11 protein-coding genes are annotated in these 16,356 nt (G+C 66.4%); 6 read left to right on the top strand and 5 right to left on the bottom strand.

Translation table 11 applies throughout. The annotated features are described in order from the left end of the window. Positions 1-64: 64 nt before the first annotated feature. From NFC73_RS10815 to NFC73_RS10800, 4 genes are all read right to left on the bottom strand, one after another. Positions 65-1,366, bottom strand: a complete 1,302-nt coding sequence (locus tag NFC73_RS10815; RefSeq protein WP_254750066.1) for an RNA polymerase sigma factor — start codon at positions 1,364-1,366, stop codon at positions 65-67. A gap of 251 nt (positions 1,367-1,617) precedes the next feature. Then, positions 1,618-2,877: a DUF4192 domain-containing protein gene (locus NFC73_RS10810; RefSeq protein WP_254750064.1), complete on the bottom strand. Its 1,260-nt coding sequence runs from the start codon at positions 2,875-2,877 to the stop codon at positions 1,618-1,620. Positions 2,878-2,958: 81 nt separating this feature from the next. After that, positions 2,959-4,314, bottom strand: coding sequence for an MFS transporter (locus NFC73_RS10805; protein ID WP_254750062.1), 1,356 nt, complete (start codon positions 4,312-4,314; stop codon positions 2,959-2,961). A gap of 69 nt (positions 4,315-4,383) precedes the next feature. Then, on the bottom strand, positions 4,384-5,322 hold the full coding sequence (locus tag NFC73_RS10800; protein WP_254750060.1) for a proteasome assembly chaperone family protein: 939 nt from the start codon (positions 5,320-5,322) through the stop codon (positions 4,384-4,386). Between the two features lie 261 nt (positions 5,323-5,583). On the opposite strand from NFC73_RS10800, the gene NFC73_RS10795 reads away from it, so the two are divergent. From NFC73_RS10795 to NFC73_RS10775, 5 genes are all read left to right on the top strand, one after another. Then, a complete protein-coding gene (locus tag NFC73_RS10795; RefSeq protein WP_254750058.1) occupies positions 5,584-7,110 on the top strand; it encodes a leucyl aminopeptidase in 1,527 nt (508 codons plus the stop codon). A gap of 282 nt (positions 7,111-7,392) precedes the next feature. Beyond that, positions 7,393-8,775 carry a dihydrolipoyl dehydrogenase gene (lpdA, locus tag NFC73_RS10790; protein WP_254750056.1) on the top strand — a complete coding sequence of 461 codons (1,383 nt, stop codon included), beginning with the start codon at positions 7,393-7,395 and terminating at the stop codon, positions 8,773-8,775. Positions 8,776-8,900: 125 nt separating this feature from the next. Beyond that, on the top strand, positions 8,901-10,616 hold the full coding sequence (gene sucB, locus NFC73_RS10785) for a 2-oxoglutarate dehydrogenase, E2 component, dihydrolipoamide succinyltransferase (RefSeq protein WP_254750053.1): 1,716 nt from the start codon (positions 8,901-8,903) through the stop codon (positions 10,614-10,616). Positions 10,617-10,779: 163 nt separating this feature from the next. Next, entirely contained in the window at positions 10,780-11,130 is a 351-nt protein-coding gene (locus NFC73_RS10780) for a hypothetical protein (protein ID WP_254750051.1), read from the top strand. Positions 11,131-11,347: 217 nt separating this feature from the next. Further along, positions 11,348-11,776 carry an OsmC family protein gene (locus NFC73_RS10775; RefSeq protein WP_254750049.1) on the top strand — a complete coding sequence of 143 codons (429 nt, stop codon included), beginning with the start codon at positions 11,348-11,350 and terminating at the stop codon, positions 11,774-11,776. A gap of 124 nt (positions 11,777-11,900) precedes the next feature. On the opposite strand, the gene NFC73_RS10770 is transcribed toward NFC73_RS10775, so the two are convergent. Next, complete coding sequence (locus tag NFC73_RS10770) at positions 11,901-15,365, bottom strand: S41 family peptidase (RefSeq protein ID WP_254750047.1); 3,465 nt, start codon at positions 15,363-15,365, stop codon at positions 11,901-11,903. Positions 15,366-15,439: 74 nt separating this feature from the next. On the opposite strand from NFC73_RS10770, the gene NFC73_RS10765 reads away from it, so the two are divergent. Beyond that, positions 15,440-16,333 (top strand): TIGR01777 family oxidoreductase, encoded by an 894-nt coding sequence (locus NFC73_RS10765; RefSeq protein ID WP_254750045.1) that lies wholly within the window; start codon positions 15,440-15,442, stop codon positions 16,331-16,333. Positions 16,334-16,356 lie beyond the last annotated feature (23 nt).

Here is a 16,356-nt window from a genome sequence, read left to right as displayed (position 1 = left end):
CCCCCTCCGCCCATCGATCCGAAGATGACGGGCGGAAGGGGACCCGCGCTGCCTGAGTCCTGATCTAGTCCAGGTAGTCCCGCAGCACCTGCGACCGTGAGGGGTGGCGGAGCTTGGACATGGTCTTGGACTCGATCTGGCGGATGCGCTCACGCGTAACACCGTAGACCTTGCCGATTTCGTCTAAAGTCTTCGGCTGGCCGTCGGTGAGACCGAAACGCATGGCCACCACGCCGGCTTCGCGCTCGGACAGCGTGTCCAGGACGGAGTGCAGCTGTTCCTGCAGGAGCGTGAAGCTCACGGCATCGGCGGGAACCACGGCCTCGGAATCCTCGATGAGGTCACCGAACTCGGAGTCACCGTCTTCACCCAGCGGGGTGTGCAGGGAGATCGGTTCGCGGCCGTACTTCTGGACCTCGACGACCTTCTCGGGAGTCATGTCCAGTTCGAGGGCCAGCTCTTCGGGCGTGGGTTCGCGGCCCAGGTCCTGGAGCATCTGGCGCTGCACGCGGGCCAGCTTGTTGATGACTTCAACCATGTGCACCGGGATACGGATGGTGCGGGCCTGGTCTGCCATGGCGCGGGTAATGGCCTGGCGGATCCACCACGTGGCGTACGTGGAGAACTTGAAGCCCTTGGTGTAGTCGAACTTCTCGACAGCGCGGATCAGGCCCAGGTTGCCTTCCTGGATGAGGTCCAGGAACAGCATGCCGCGGCCGGTGTAGCGTTTGGCCAGCGAGACCACGAGGCGGAGGTTGGCTTCGAGCAGGTGGTTCTTGGCGCGCTTGCCGTCGTGGATGACGAACTCAAGTTCACGCTTGAACTTGGGGTCCATCGAGCCATCGTCGGCGTTGATTTTCTCTTCGGCGAAGAGTCCGGCTTCGATCCTGAGCGCGAGGTCGACTTCCTGCTCGGCATTGAGCAGCGCAACCTTACCGATCTGCTTGAGGTAGTCCTTGACGGGGTCAGCCGTGGCGCCGGCCGACATCACCTGCTGGACAGGGGCGTCGTCATCATCGGCATCCGAGTAGACGAAGCCCTTGCCCGTTGCTGCTGATGCGGCCTTGGCGGCGTTGATCTCGCTGTCGTCGGCGATGTTGATGTCGTCGAGGTCCTCCTCAACGTCTTCGTCATCGTCGCCGCGGGCTGATTTTCCGGCTGCTTCGGCAGCGGCTTTGGCGCCGGGCTTGGGCCCGCGCTTCTTGGGCTCAGGCTTGCCGTCCAAGCCGGTGTCACCGGAGGCATCCTTGATGGCTTTGTTGGCTGCCCGCGTCGCTGCTCGCTTGGCGTTCGTTGCAGCCTGCTTCGCCTCAGGGGACAAATCGTCCTGGGCGGCGGGTTCCTTCTTCGCGGAAGACGGGGTCACAGAAAACCTTTCTAGCGGCGGTCTGTGGAATCACCATACGGGCAACACCACTATGACCCTGTCAAGTCCGTGATGAATATCAGGTGCAACCACGGCCGGCAGAGTCTACAAGTAGAACTGCCGGGGCGGCTGTAATGTTCCCGACCGGGCTTCATCACATGCACTTGATTCACGGACCCAACCGGGTCTCGGCAACCATTGTCTCACGATTTTCCCAAACCCGACCTCAACGCTGCCCCCATCACAACCGGTCAGGCTGCATCCGGTTCGAATTTCCGCCAGGCGGCCTCCTTCCGTGCAGCCCAGCCGCAGAGGGTGCCGCGCCGGACCATCTCCAGCATGAGTTCGGCGAGCCGGTAGCCTGGCTCCTCGTCAAGGGCGCGGCCGAGGTACGCAGCAGCGTAGGAGCCCCTCCCCCTGCACCACGCGATCCACCCACGCCCGGTCAGCGCGGCTGCACCGGCCTGCCCGCCGCACGCCGAGAGCTGTTCCAGCACTTTGTCCAGGCTGTTAAGGGTGTGCCAGGCAGGAACCTCCGGGTCCAGTCCCAACAGGACGTCGCCATATCCTGGAATGCCCGGCATGCTGCGCGTACCGGGTCCGGTAGCACCCGTTCCGGCAGGCTCCCGTCCTGCCAGTCCGGCTCCCGACGCTGGAAGTCCGGATGGTATGGGCCCCGCGAGTACGGGCCCCACCGGAGCCAGGATGCAGCCGACATCGAAGATCCCGAACATCTCGGCACCCGCCAGGGCAGCCGCCTGACCGGCGGCGGCCATCACCAGGACGGCGTCACGCCAGGCGGGGACCCGGAGCGACGCGCGTAGGAAGGCAACGTCATTGACGGGCAGAGGCCCAGGCTCGTTGGCCAGCAGGGCCTCCCACTGGACCATCAGCTGACCGAACTGTTCCCTGCTCCCCCGCCGCCGGTCCAGCTGTGCCGCCCACGTGGCCTCAGAGGCAAGGACGGCTGCCCGGTCCTCGCCGGGGAGCAGGGGTGGAGGGTGCGCCCCGTCCTCCGGCGCGGGCCCGACGCTGCTGCCGCGGAAGACCATCTCGGCATTAAGCATGCTGTCCCGGATCGCCTGAACCGACCGGCCCGGCGAGGGGCAGCAGGACGGATCGGTGCAAAAGGCATCACGCCAGAAGGCGTCGCCGACATACCAGGCGTCCCGCACCGGCATGCCCGCGGCGCCAAGGACTGTCTGCAAGGCGTCCAGTAGCCCGCGGTATGTTCCAGGTGGTTCCATCCAGCCGTCGTTGGTGAAACAGGCCAGCAGGGCGCCATCGGCATTCTCGTCAGCCAGGAGGTAATCGCGCACTGTGCGGGCGTAGTCCCGCGGGTCCGCGAGGGTTTCCGGGCCGGGAAGATCCAGCCGCAGGGTTGCTCCCAGGCGGTTCCCCTGCAGGGTCATCGCAACCAGGCTGTCGGCCGGCCAGTAGCCAAGGGAATGCGGAATGAACCCGAGGATGTCTTCAGGGCCTCGGACGGTCAGGTGTTCTGAAGGTTTCATGGTTCCAGCTTTGGCGTCGCGCGAGCCGCGGTGAAGCGCCAATTTACCGTATGTGAATAACCTGCCTGTGCAGGAAAGGTGTCAGTCTTTGCCCGCGCGGTCCTTGGACACGGACGGTCGGCGCCGCTGGTTCGCCCGCCGCTGCTGCGCCATGGCCCGAAGGAGCGGCGGCACCACCACACCCTGCGCTGCCATCTGGCGCCGTACTTTGCGCCGGCAGACAACCGTCATGGCGGCGCCAAAGCCCAGGAGCAGGAACTGCACGCTGAGTGCGATCCGGAACGGTTCCAGCCCGTACAGGACGCCGCCGGAATAGCCGCTGGCCAGCAGGACGTCCAGCACCAGGCCAATCAGGAAGATAGCCACTAGGGCCGCGATGAAGCCACCCACATTCACGATGCCCGTTGCGGTTCCGATCCTGTGCGCCGGATTGAACGTCCGTGCGAAATCAAACCCGATCATCGAGCCTGGCCCCCCGATGGCCAGGACGACCACCAGGCACGCCAGCAGCCATAGCGGGGAACGGCCCGGCATCAGCAGCACCGCGGCCCAGGCAGCGGCTGTGGCGCCGGCGATGAGCAGGACCATCGTTGACCGGCGAAGCGGGTGACGGGAGACGAACTGCCCAATGAAGGGGCCCACCGCCATCGCCGCCGCAACGTACAAGGTCATCAGGCCGGCCACGGTTCCGGCATCCAGGCCCTGCCCCGAGATCAGGAACGGATATCCCCAGGTCATGGCGAAGACGGTGCCGCTGAACTGGATAGTGAAGTGGCTCCACATCCCGAGCCGGGTGCCCGGCTGGCGCCATGCCCGCGCGAGCGAGGCGCCTGTGGCTTTCAACCCCTGCTGCGCCTGAGGCGCCGGCGCACCGGGCGGGTGGTCCTTCAAGAGCACCAGCACCAGGACAACTGCCATGCCCGCCATGCCCGCCAGCATCAGGAAACCGGAGGTCCAGCCGAAGGAATGGAGGACAAAGGCGAAGGGAAGCACACTGAAAAGCTGCCCGAGCTGGCCTGACATGCCCGTCAGCTGGGTGACCAGGGGAACCCTGGCCGGCGCGAACCACAACGGAATCAGGCGGATCACGGAAATAAAGGTCATGGCGTCCCCGGCGCCCACCAGAACCCGCCCCGCCACACCGCCGGGGATGGTGTCGGCGAAGGCCAACTGGAGCTGGCCAAGACCCATCAGGACGGCTCCACCGGCGATCATGGCGCGCGAGCCGAATCTGTCCACCAGGAGGCCCACGGGGATCTGCAGGCCCGCGTAGACCAGCAATTGCAGCACCGTGAAGAAGGAGATGGCGGACGCGCCGGCATGGAAGCGCTCGGTGGCCTCCAGTCCCACCACACCGAATGACGTGCGCTGGGAGACGGCCACAAGGTAGGCGAAGATGCCGATGGTCCAGATGAGCCAGGCTCGGGGTGCAGTCACCCCCTCATTATGCCGGGGTTGCTGCCCGGACCAGGGCAGGCGTCTGCCAGGCGGACGCCGTGGGGCGGGCTACGGGTGCGGGTTCTCGCGGGCCAGGTAGGCCTCCACTGCCGCGCCGAGCTCGTCCCCGTTGGGCAGTTCGTCGTTTTCATCGGCCAGGAGGGAGCGCCGGACGGTGCCCTCGGCCTTCTCGTCGTAGCGCTCCTCCAGCCTGGAGACCACCTGCTGGACATCTTCCGAGGCGGCGACCTGCTCGGCGATCTGGCGGCCCACTTCCCGGCCCGCTTCGCGCAGCCGGTCCGCCGGCAGCATCAGGGACGTCGCGGCACCGAGGAATTCAAGTCCGGCTACGGCAGCGGGCGGGTACTCCGCATCGGCAAGGTAGTGCGGAACGTGGATCACGTAGCCGGCAACATTGCGCTCAGCCTCCATCAGCCGCAGCTCCAGAATGTGCCCTACGGCCGCCGGAACGTCAACGGTGGGTTTCCAGACCGAAATGCCCTCGATCAGTTCCGGACGGTTGCCGTGGACGGTCACACCCACAGGACGCGTGTGCGGCACCGGCATGGGAATGGAGTGGATCCAGGTCACGAGGTTCACGTCCAGTTTTTCCACAATGCCGACGACGGCGCGTGCGAACCGCTCCCATTGAAGGTCGGGTTCAAAACCGGCCAGCAGCAGGAACGGGCTGCCGAGACCGTCCGTCAGCTTGTACAGTGCCAGCTTCGGCTCCTGATAGTCCTGCAGATGATCCTCCACGAAGGAGATGTGGGGCCTCCGCGACCGGTAGTCGATGAGCTGGTCGGCGTCGAACACCGCAACCGGCACGGCGTCGAGGGTGTCCAGGAGCTCCGCATTGATCTGCCTTACCACGTGGCCGGCATCGGCAAAGCCGGTGAAACCCATCACCAGGTTCAGCCCGCGGAGCGCCGGGCTGTGGAACAGCTCGATGTTGCTCGCATAGAGCGCATCGGGGTCCAGCAGGGAACCGGAAATCCGTTCAAGCACGGCGTCGTCCTTTCAAGGAGTCGGGTGAATATCTTGTACAACGCAGCCAGGCACCCCGGAATTCCACCAGCCGGTGTGGCGCAGGTCTCAGGAGATTCCGCTGCCGCGGCCCGCAGCGGCTACGATCGTGAATGGCCTGCCGGACGGGTTTTACCGGCACCCCGGCGACGTCCCGATCGGACGGCCACCGGATTTCCGTGGCCGAGCGCCTGACATCCATACCAGCGCGAACAGCCTTTTCGAGAATTGAGGACTTACCCCGTGGTCAAGAATACTGAAATCAACCTTAGTACCCTCGCCAAGGACCTGAAGAGGACCCCCAGTGACGCCGTGGTCATCGGCGTGGGACAGGGATCGGACGGTCCCGTCCTGCTGGAGAATCCGCTGACCGCAAAATCGGCTGAAGCGCTCACAGACTCCCTGAAGGTCCTGGGCGTCACCGGCGCCGCTGACCAGGTGGTCCGACTGCCCGGCCTGCCGGAAACGGGTTCCGGGGTCCTGGTCCTCGCCGGCGTCGGCAAGGTGGCCGCTGGTCGCCCGCTGACCGAAGAGGCCCTGCGGCGTGCCGCAGGTTCCGCCGTCCGCCAGCTCAGCGGCCTGCCTACCGTGGTCCTCGCGCTCCCGACGTCGGGGGTCGCCGACGTCGCGGCAGTCGCCGAAGGTGCCGCCCTGGGAGCCTATTCGTTCACCGAGTACCGGTCGTCCAACGACGGGCTCAAGGATCCGGTCCGCAACGCGGTGATCTACACGGACGTTGCCGCCAATGATGCGCTGCGCTCGGCCCTGACGCGGGCAGGTCTGATCGGCAAAGCCGTCAACGCCACGCGGTCCCTTGTCAACCAGCCGCCCAGCCATCTCTACCCCGAGTCCTTCGCCGAGGCCGCCAAGGAACTGTCCAAGGGCCTGCCGGTCAAGGTGACGGTTTGGGACGAAAAGCGCCTCGAAAAAGAAGGCTTCGGCGGCATCATGGGCGTGGGCAAGGGGTCCACCCGCCAGCCCCGCCTGGTGAAGGTTGAATACGCCCCCGCCAAGGCCACCGCAAAAATCGCACTCGTGGGCAAGGGCATCACGTTCGACACCGGCGGAATCTCCATCAAGCCGGCCCTGGGCATGGGGGACATGAAGAGCGATATGGCGGGCGCCGCCGTCGTCCTTAATACAGTGCTGGCGATCGCAGGACTGGGCCTGCCGATGAAGACGACCGCATGGCTCTGCATCGCGGAAAACATGCCCTCCGGCGCCGCCTCGCGGCCTGCGGACGTCCTCACCATGTTCGGCGGCAAGACCGTTGAGGTGCTGAACACCGATGCCGAAGGCCGCCTGGTCATGGCGGACGGCATCGTCGCGGCGAGCCTCGAATACCCTGACGCCATCATCGACGTCGCCACCCTCACCGGTGCGCAGCTCATCGCCCTCGGCAACAGGACCGCCGGCGTGATGGGCTCGGACAGCGTCACCGCCCCGCTCAAGGCCGCCGCCGACCGTGCAGGCGAGCTGGTGTGGCCCATGCCGCTGCCGGAAGAGCTGCGCCCGAGCATCGACTCCCAGGTGGCCGACCTCGCCAACATCGGCGAACGCCACGGCGGCATGATGACGGCTGCCGTTTTCCTGCGTGAGTTTGTGGGCAAGGGCAAGGACGGGGAGCAGATCCCCTGGGCACACATCGACATCGCCGGCCCGTCATTCAACAGCGGGAGCCCCTACGGCTACACCCACAAGCAGGGCACGGGCTGCACGGTCCGCACCCTGGTGGCATACGTGGAAGACGTCCTGGCTGCCGCCGTCTGACCCCACGGGTCACTGACTTTTGCTGTTGAGTTGTCACGCGGCTGTTTGTCCTGCCACTGCAGGACGGGCCGTGATCCCTTGGCCACACGGCCGCGTGACACTCACCACAAGCGCTCCACAAACACGGCGGCAAGGTGGAGCATGGATAAGTGGTTCGCTAAGGTGAACCACGGTAGTCACAAATGCAAGAGAACTTACCTGCTGGCATAATCACGGCAGTACAAGTTCCAAGACCAGATGATGCGTACGCTCGCGTCATCGTTCACGCGAGGGAGCGTTTTAGTGGCCGATCAGGCAACTGCGCAAGAATTCGACATCCTGGTACTCGGTGGCGGCAGCGGCGGATACGCCACTGCCCTGCGGGCCGTTCAGCTTGGCTTCACCGTCGGCCTCGTGGAGAAGGGAAAGCTGGGCGGCACCTGCCTGCACAACGGCTGCATCCCCACGAAGGCACTGCTGCACTCGGCCGAACTGGCCGACCACGCCCGTGACTCCGCCAAGTACGGTGTGAACGTCACCCTGGACAGCATCGACATCACCGCTGTCAACGCTTACAAAGACGGCATCATCGCCGGCAAGTTCAAGGGACTGCAGGGGCTGATCAAGTCCAAGGGCATCACCGTCATTGAGGGCGAAGGCAAGCTCACGGCCCCGGACACCGTCACTGTCAATGGCACGGCGTACAAGGGCAAGAACATCGTGCTGGCCACGGGTTCCTACTCCCGCACGCTGCCTGGCCTGGAAATCGGCGGCAAGGTCATCACCTCCGACGAAGCCCTCACCATGGACTACATCCCCAAGAGCGCCATCATCCTGGGCGGCGGCGTGATCGGCGTCGAGTTCGCTTCGGTCTGGAAGTCCTTCGGCGTCGACGTGACCATTGTCGAAGGCCTGCCCTCGCTCGTACCCAACGAGGACGCGACCATCGTCAAGAACTTCGAGCGGGCGTTCAAGAAGCGCGGTATCAAGTTCTCCACCGGCGTCTTCTTCCAGGGCGTGGAGCAGAACGACGACGGCGTCAAGGTCACGCTGGTGGACGGCAAGACGTTCGAAGCCGACCTCCTCCTCGTTGCAGTGGGCCGCGGTCCTGTCACCGCCAACCTTGGCTACGAGGATGCCGGCGTCACCATCGACCGCGGCTTCGTCATCACCAACGAGCGCCTGCACACCGGCGTGGGGAACGTCTACGCCGTCGGCGACATCGTCCCCGGCGTCCAGCTGGCGCACCGCGGCTACCAGCAGGGCATCTTCGTCGCCGAGGAAATCGCCGGCCTGAAGCCGGTGGTCGTAGAGGATGTCAACATCCCCAAGGTCACCTACTCCGAACCGGAAATCGCGACGGTTGGTTACACCGAGAAGGGCGCCAAGGAGAAGTTCGGCGAGGACCAGGTGGAAACCCAGGAATACAACCTGGCCGGAAACGGCAAGAGCTCCATCCTGGGCACCAGCGGCATCGTGAAGCTGGTCCGCCAGAAGGACGGTCCGGTGGTGGGCGTTCACATGATCGGCGCCCGCATGGGCGAGCAGATCGGTGAAGCCCAGCTCATCGTGAACTGGGAAGCCTACCCGGAGGACGTGGCACAGCTCGTGCACGCCCACCCGACGCAGAACGAGTCCCTCGGCGAAGCCCACCTTGCACTCGCAGGCAAAGCCCTCCACGGCTAACAGCCTCCCCGTCTTACCGCATGACATCAGGGTTTGGTGCACCCGGCGTGATCCGCCGGGTGCACTAAGCTCGAACAAGCCAGCCATCATCCGCACAAAAGATCAATAAGGAGAACGGGGACGACATGTCTGAATCCGTTAACTTGCCCGCCCTCGGTGAGAGCGTCACCGAAGGAACCGTCACCCGCTGGCTCAAGCAGGTAGGTGACCGGGTAGAGGTGGACGAACCGCTGCTCGAGGTTTCCACCGACAAAGTCGACACCGAAATCCCCTCTCCGATTGCCGGCATCATCGAGGAAATCCTCGTAGCCGAAGACGAGACCGCCGAAGTAGGCGCTCCCCTGGTCCGTATCGGCGACGGCTCCGGCGGCGGCGCAGCCCCCGAAGCAGCAGCACCGGCCGAGGAAGCCCCCGCCGCACCGGCTGAAGAGGCCCCGGCCGCAGAAGCACCGGCTGCGGAAGCTCCCGCAGCGGCTGCACCCGCCGCTTCGGACGGCGAAAGCCACGACGTCACCCTCCCGGCACTGGGCGAAAGCGTCACCGAAGGAACCGTCACCCGCTGGCTGAAGGCCGTGGGCGACACCGTTGCAGTGGACGAACCGCTGCTCGAGGTATCCACGGACAAGGTTGACACAGAAATCCCGTCCCCCGTCGCGGGAACGCTGCAGGAAATCCGTGTCAACGAAGACGAAACCGCCGAAGTTGGCGCCGTCCTCGCCGTCATCGGCTCCGGCGCGGCAGCCCCTGCAGCCTCCGCACCGGCACCGGCAGCAGCGCCGGCACCCGCCGCCGCGCCTGCCGCACCGGCACCGGCAGCCGAATCACCCAAGGCAGAGGCTGCTCCGGCGGCACCTGCTGCGGCAGCAGCACCTGCCCCCGTTTCAGCCCCGGCACCCGCGGCCGAGCCTGCTGCCGGCGGCGAGTCCGGCTACGTGACTCCCCTGGTCCGGAAGCTGGCCAACCAGCACGGCGTGGACGTCGCATCACTCTCCGGGACCGGCGTCGGTGGGCGCATCCGCAAGCAGGACATCCTCGCCGCGGTAGAAGCCAAGGCCGCTCCCCCCGCAACTGCACCGGCCAAGCCGTCCGCCGCTCCGGCCGGCCCGGCAGCCTCCTCCCTGCGCGGCACCACGCAGAAGGCTCCCCGCATCCGCCAGGTCATCGCCCGCCGTATGCGCGAATCCCTCGAAATCTCCACGCAGCTCACGCAGGTGCATGAAGTGGACATGACCAAGGTTGCCAAGCTCCGCCTGAAGGCCAAGAACTCGTTCCTGGCCCAGAACGGCGTCAAGCTCACCTTCCTGCCGTTCATTGCCAAGGCCGTGGCCGAGGCCCTCAAGCAGCACCCCAAGCTCAACGCTGCGTACGACGAGGACAAGCAGGAAATCACGTACCACAACGCCGAGCACCTGGCGATCGCAGTGGACACGGACAAGGGACTCCTGGTTCCGGTCGTCACCGATGCCGGCAACCTGAACCTGGCCGGACTGGCCGCCAAGATCGCCGACGTTGCCGGCCGCACCCGCGACGGCAAGATCGGCCCGGATGAACTGTCCGGCGGAACGTTCAGCATCACCAACATCGGTTCGGTCGGCGCACTGTTCGACACCCCGATCATCAACCAGCCTCAGGTCGGTATCCTGGGCACGGGCGCGATCGTCAAGCGCCCCGTGGTGGTGGCCGATGAGAACGGTGACGACTCGATCGCCATCCGCTCCATGATGTACCTGTCCCTCACGTACGACCACCGCCTGGTGGACGGCGCGGATGCAGGCCGTTTCCTCCAGACCCTGAAGTCCCGCCTTGAAGAAGGCGCCTTCGAGGCTGACCTGGGACTCTAGCCCCAGGCCAGAACCGAACGACGGCGGTGCACGCGCCGGTGGGAAACCACCGGAAGGCGTGCGCCGCCGTCGCGGTTTAACGCGCAGCGCTGTCTCCGCCGACACAGAGACTCTGCGGCCAGGCCTTACTACACGATGTAGAAACCCTGCGTAGACTGGTCGCATGGTTATCGTGTACAACATCGTGGTCTTCCTGCACATCGTCGGCGCCGCCATGATCATCGGCATCTGGATCGGGAACATGAAAACCCCCACGGTCCACCCCCGGCAGTTCGACGGCGCAGCTCTTCAGCTCATCACCGGCATTGTGCTGATGGGCCTGATCCCGTCCCTGGACATGGACGCGAATTACTTCAAGCTGGGCATCAAGTTCGCGATCGCCCTGGCCGTGGGCGTGCTGGCTTTCATCGGCCGCCGCAAATACAAAAAGGGCGAGGACATCAGCAAGGGCCTGGCCCACGGAGTTGGCGGACTTGCACTGCTCAACGTGGCCATCGCCACGCTGTGGAACTGAACGCCGGCTGAACCACGACGGCGCCGCTCCCCTCTGTGGAACTGAACGCCGTCGCTGTTTTAGCGGCCAGGCGGTGACCGCCACGCGGCTGGGTTGTCCAGTCACAATCCACTGAGAGCGGACACCCTGTGCACAGCCGCCGCTCAATCCCTAGGATTGGAACCGGCGGGGCCAGGCAACGGCCGGTCCCGGTTCGAACCAACTTTGAGGAGTGGACATGGCAGCAACACGCACCGCGCACACAGTATGGAACGGCGACCTGATCACGGGGTCGGGTCAGACCACGCTGGACAGCTCCGGCCTGGGCACTTTTGACGTTACCTGGAAGGCACGCACTGAAGCGGCCGAAGGCAAGACCAGCCCGGAGGAACTGATCGCCGCAGCGCACGCGAGCTGCTTCTCGATGGCGTTCAGCCACGCCCTCGCCGGCGCCGGCCACGCTCCGGAGGAAGTCAACACCAAAGCAGACGTGACCTTCGTTCCCGGCACCGGCATCACGGGGAGCCACCTGACGATGTCCGCCAAGATCCCCGGTATCTCCGAAGAGGAATTCCAGAAGATCGCTGCCGAGGCCAAGACCGGCTGCCCGGTTTCCGGCGCACTGGCCAGCATCGACATCACCCTCGACGCGACCCTGCAGTCCTGATCCGCTCCGGCGGCTGCCGCGTACGCGATGAACGCTGAAGGCTGCTGAGACAGAGCAGGCCCTGCCCCGCCCGGACTAACCGGGAGGGGCAGGGCCTGCTTTGTTCTGTGGGGCCGGGGAGTCCTTATTCGCCGTGCCGGCGGGCCGGAAGCGGTGCGGGCTTCAGGCGGCGGTAGCCTTCGCGGACCGGGGGCTTGTCGGTGGGCAGCTCCTGGATCATTTCCTTGAGCGCACCGATCCCGTATTCCAGCTGCGGATCCCTGCCGGCGGCATAAGCGTGCGGCGGGTACAGCACCTCGATATCGGGGTCCACGCCGTAGTTTTCCACGGACCAGCCCACGCCGCCGCCGAACCAGGTGGCGTACCGCGGCTGGGTCACGCCCGTGCCGTCGGCCAGGGAGAACCTGTTGTCGATCCCCACTACGCCGCCCCAGGTCCGCGTGCCGATCACCGGGCCGATCCCCCGCAGTTTGGAGACCTGGGTGATGATGTCGCCGTCGGACCCGGCGAATTCATCGGCGAGGATGATCACCGGACCCCGCGGGGCATGGTGCGGGTAGGTCCGCGGACGTTCGCCGCGGGGCATGCTCCAGCCGGTGACCTTCCGGCCAATCAGCTCCGCCACCAGCTGGGACGTGTGTCCGCCACGGTTCCGGCGGACATCCACGATGAGTCCGTCCAGGGCAGTTTCGGTGTCCAGGTCGCGGTGCAGCTGCGCCCAGCCGTTGGCCATCATGTCCGGGATGTGCAGGTACCCGTAGCGGCCGCCGGAGGCCTCCCGGACGATCCCGCGGTTCGCGGCCACCCACTCCTGGTAGCGCAGTCGCTCCTCGTCCCTGACCGGGATCACAGCGATGCGCCGCTGCTCCCCTGCCTCGGCGCCATGCCCGGCTCCGTTGCGTAATGTCAGCTCCACAGCCCGTCCGGCGGCGCCCACCAGCTGCATCGCGGGGCTGACGGTGGCGGACAGCGGCACACCGTCGATGGCCAGTACTACGTCCCCGGCCATGGCGGCGGCGCCGGGCCGGGTCAGCGGCGAGGTGGCCAGCGGGTCCGAGGATTCGCCGGCCAGGATTCGGGTGATCTCCCAGCCCGCCGGTGTGAACGCGAAGTCTGCGCCAAGCCGTCCCTGGCCGTTGCTGCCGTTTTCCGTGACGGCTGCGGGCCGGACGTATGCGTGCGAGGTGCCCAGCTCGCCGTGCAGCTCCCAGAGCAGGTCCACCAGGTCGTCGTGGGACCCCAACCGGTTAACGATCGGACGGTACCGCTTATGGATCGATTCCCAGTCCTGTCCTGCCATGTCTTCGGCCCAGAAGAAATCGCGCTGCAGGCGCCAAGCTTCGTCGAACGCCTGGCCCCAGACGCTGAGGGGGTCCATCATCACGCGGACGCGGCCCAGGTCCACCTTGACCAGCTGGCCGGATTCCTCATCGGCTTTGGCAGCAGAAGGAACCACGCTGACCTGCTTGTCGTTGACCAGCACTACTTTCTTGCCATCGCCGGAGAGCCGGTAGCTGTCCAGGGCTTCCACCAGCGTGGCGGACTTCCGGCGGGCCAGGTCGAACCGGACCAGGCTGGGGCGGGCGTCCTTGTCTTCCTGGCTGGCTTTGCCGTCGCCGGTGACGCCTGCCAGGGCCCAGTCCAGCCATAGCAGTGCACCCTCCGTTGACGTGAGTGACGTGTAGTTGCCCTGGGGCACCGGAACGCCGATGACGCGGTGGGCCAGCCCGGCCGGATCCACGCGGACCGCGGGACCTGCCGCGGTGTCCGCGCTGTCCGCGTGTGCGGCAGGGGACAGGTCAACGGCGGGGCCAAACGGCGACGGCGTCGTGGCGGCCAGTGCCACGAGGTACGGCTTGATGGGGCTGGGGAAGGACAGGTCGAACGAGTGCCCGTCGTACACCGGATCAAAGCTGCGGTTGGACAGGAAGGCCAGGAACTTCCCGTCCGGCGTGAAGCTTGGGGACCCGTCGCAGAAACGGCCGTCAGTGACCTCGACGATGCCGCCCGCCAGGTCCGAGGCATTGGCCAGTCGGAGCCGGCTCCGGGAGCCGAACGAGGTGACGGGTTCGGACCAGGCAAGCCACCGGGAGTCAGGAGACCACGCGAGTTCCGCGATGCTGCCCTCGCCGATGCTGGTGACGAGGGAAAGCACACCGGTGGCTGTTTCCGCCACATAGACATCCCCGAAGGAGGTACCCACGGCAAGCCACCGGCCATCGGGGCTCGCTTCGAGGGCGCTGGCGCGTGACGGCGTCGGGAACGCGATGCGGGTCGGCACGCCGGCCCGTCCTGCGTCGACTTCGGCTTCCGACGGGCCGTGGGCGGCGTCGGCCGGGGAGTCATCAGGCACCGGAACAACGACGTCGGCAATCACCGGTGCGGACGATGCCGCCGCGGGAACCGGACGCGGCAGTGACGCTTCCGATTGGTCCCGGGCGGCTGCAGCGGGTACGGCAGCGGGGGCTGCCGTGACGGCAGGGACCACGGTGTCGGGGACCTGCGCGGCAATCTCCTTGATGTAGATCGCCTCAACGCCGTTGTGGTCGGCGACGTAAGCGAGGCGGCCGCCGTCGAGCGGCCTGGGGAGCCGTGCCCGGACACCCGGGGTGGCCTCGACGATACGGGAGGGGCCGTCCTGGTGACGGAGCCAGTGAAGGGTGCCATGGGCCTCCACTGCGCTGGCGGTACCGCTGTCATCCGGCACCACCGTGCCTAGATGTTTGGAGGTTTTCAGCAGGCCCGGGCGACGCGATTGCGACGCGGAACCCAGCGAGATGTCCAGCCGTACCGCGGCAGAGGACAGATCGTGCAGGATCCAGAGCTCACCGGCGGATTCGAAGATGACCCGCCCGCCGTCGGTGGACGCGTGCCGGACGTAGAAGTCCTCGTGGTCGGTGTGCCGTCGAAGATCGCCGCCGCCGGGCAGCACCGAGTACAGGTTTCCGTAGCCTTCGTGGTCTGACAGGAACGCGATGCGCCCGTCCACCCACATCGGATCTGCGAGGTTTCCGTCGAGGTGGGGAACCAGTCGCTCGAACTCCCCGATTCCGTCGGCGTCAATCCAGAGCTTGCCCGCGGTGCCCCCGCGGTACCGCTTCCACCAGGCCGGTTCTCGGGAGAGCACACTGGCCAGGACAACCGGCCGCTCGTCCCCCACTTCCGGACCAAAGGCCACGGATTCGACGGGTCCGAAGGGGAGCTCCTCAGCCGACCCGCCGTCGACCGGGACGCTGTAAGCGTAGGTGTGCCGGCTTTCAGCCTGGCGGAACGCGCTGGTCACCACCACCTCGCCGGCTGCCGTGAAGCCTTTGACCCTGGTTGTGGCGTGGCCGAAATACGTCAGTTGCCGGTAGCCACCGCCGTCCACCTCCGCCGAGACCACTTCCGGGGCGGTTCCCTGGATGACAGTCCAGACCAGCCGTTTGCCGTCAGGCGTAAACCGCGGATTGCGGGCGGGCAGCTGCAGTGATGAAACCCGCCAGGCGCGGCCGCCGCTGAGCGGCGCGATCCACACGTCGTCCTCTGCCACAAACGTGACCAGATCGCCGTGGACATGCGGAAACCGGAAGTAGCTCGAAGAAGTCATCGTTCGATCATAGTCAACTCCCGGAACTGTCCCGGGGAGGTACCGACGGCGTGCGGGCCGTGGTGAGATGGATCATGCACATCGTCATTGCCGGGGCCTCAGGGCTGATCGGGACCCATTTGTCCGCAACGCTGCGAGAGACCGGCCATGACGTGACCACCCTCGTCCGACGCGAGCCCACGTCCGCGGCCGAAATCCGCTGGGACCCCGCAGCGCGCCGCCTGGATCCGGCGGCGCTGGCCGGCGCGGACGCAGTGGTCAACCTCTCCGGTTCCGGGATCGGGGACAGACGCTGGACCAGACGCCGGATCGACGAGCTGATAACTTCGCGCTTGGCGGCCACCGACACCCTGACCGCGGCCATGGCCACACTTGACGACCCGCCGCGCACGTTTATCAGCCAGTCGGCGTCCGGGTACTATGGCGATTCCGGGTCCGCCCAGCTCCGGGAGAACGCGTCGCCGGGCTCGGGTGTTCTGTCACGTATCTGCGTCGAGTGGGAGGCCGCCGCCCATCGGGCGCCCGCCGGCGTCCGCGTGGTCACACCACGGACCGGTGTTGTTCTCAGCCCCGCAGGCGGCGCGCTGGGCCGGCTGCTGCCGCTGCTTCGCCTCGGGGTGGGCGGTCCACTCGGCCATGGCCGGCAGTACTGGCCGTGGATCACTCTTCCGGACGTCGCCGCAGCATTTATGTTCCTCGCGGACTCCGGGCTCCACGGACCGGTCAACGTCTGCGCCCCCGAAAGCGCTGACGTCAACGCGTTGGTGGGCGCCTTGGCATCCGCGCTCCACCGGCCGGCATTTTTCCGGGTACCGTCACCGGCCCTGCGCCTGGTCCTGGGTCAGCTGGCCGATGAACTCATCCTTCCCAGCCAGCGGATGGAACCGGCGGCACTGGAAGCAGCCGGCTTCCAGTGGCAGCACCCGTCACTGGCCCAGGCCGCCGCCTGGGTGGCGGCCAAGCACTGACTCAACCGGCTGAGGCAGCCTGC

This window comes from Pseudarthrobacter humi, assembly GCF_024294965.1.
Classification (GTDB): domain Bacteria; phylum Actinomycetota; class Actinomycetes; order Actinomycetales; family Micrococcaceae; genus Arthrobacter; species Arthrobacter humi.
The sequence above is the reverse complement of the archived record's forward strand: the minus strand, read 5'-3'. Positions and strand labels throughout refer to the sequence as shown.

Excerpts from the sequence above, each read along its gene's own strand:
- sucB (WP_254750053.1), top strand. The coding sequence starts at position 8,901 with ATGTCTGAATCCGTTAACTTGCCCGCCCTCGGTGAGAGCGTCACCGAA.
- NFC73_RS10765 (WP_254750045.1), top strand. The coding sequence starts at position 15,440 with ATGCACATCGTCATTGCCGGGGCCTCAGGGCTGATCGGGACCCATTTG.
- NFC73_RS10770 (WP_254750047.1), bottom strand. The coding sequence starts at position 15,365 with ATGACTTCTTCGAGCTACTTCCGGTTTCCGCATGTCCACGGCGATCTG.
- NFC73_RS10775 (WP_254750049.1), top strand. The coding sequence starts at position 11,348 with ATGGCAGCAACACGCACCGCGCACACAGTATGGAACGGCGACCTGATC.
- NFC73_RS10780 (WP_254750051.1), top strand. The coding sequence starts at position 10,780 with ATGGTTATCGTGTACAACATCGTGGTCTTCCTGCACATCGTCGGCGCC.
- NFC73_RS10810 (WP_254750064.1), bottom strand. The coding sequence starts at position 2,877 with ATGAAACCTTCAGAACACCTGACCGTCCGAGGCCCTGAAGACATCCTC.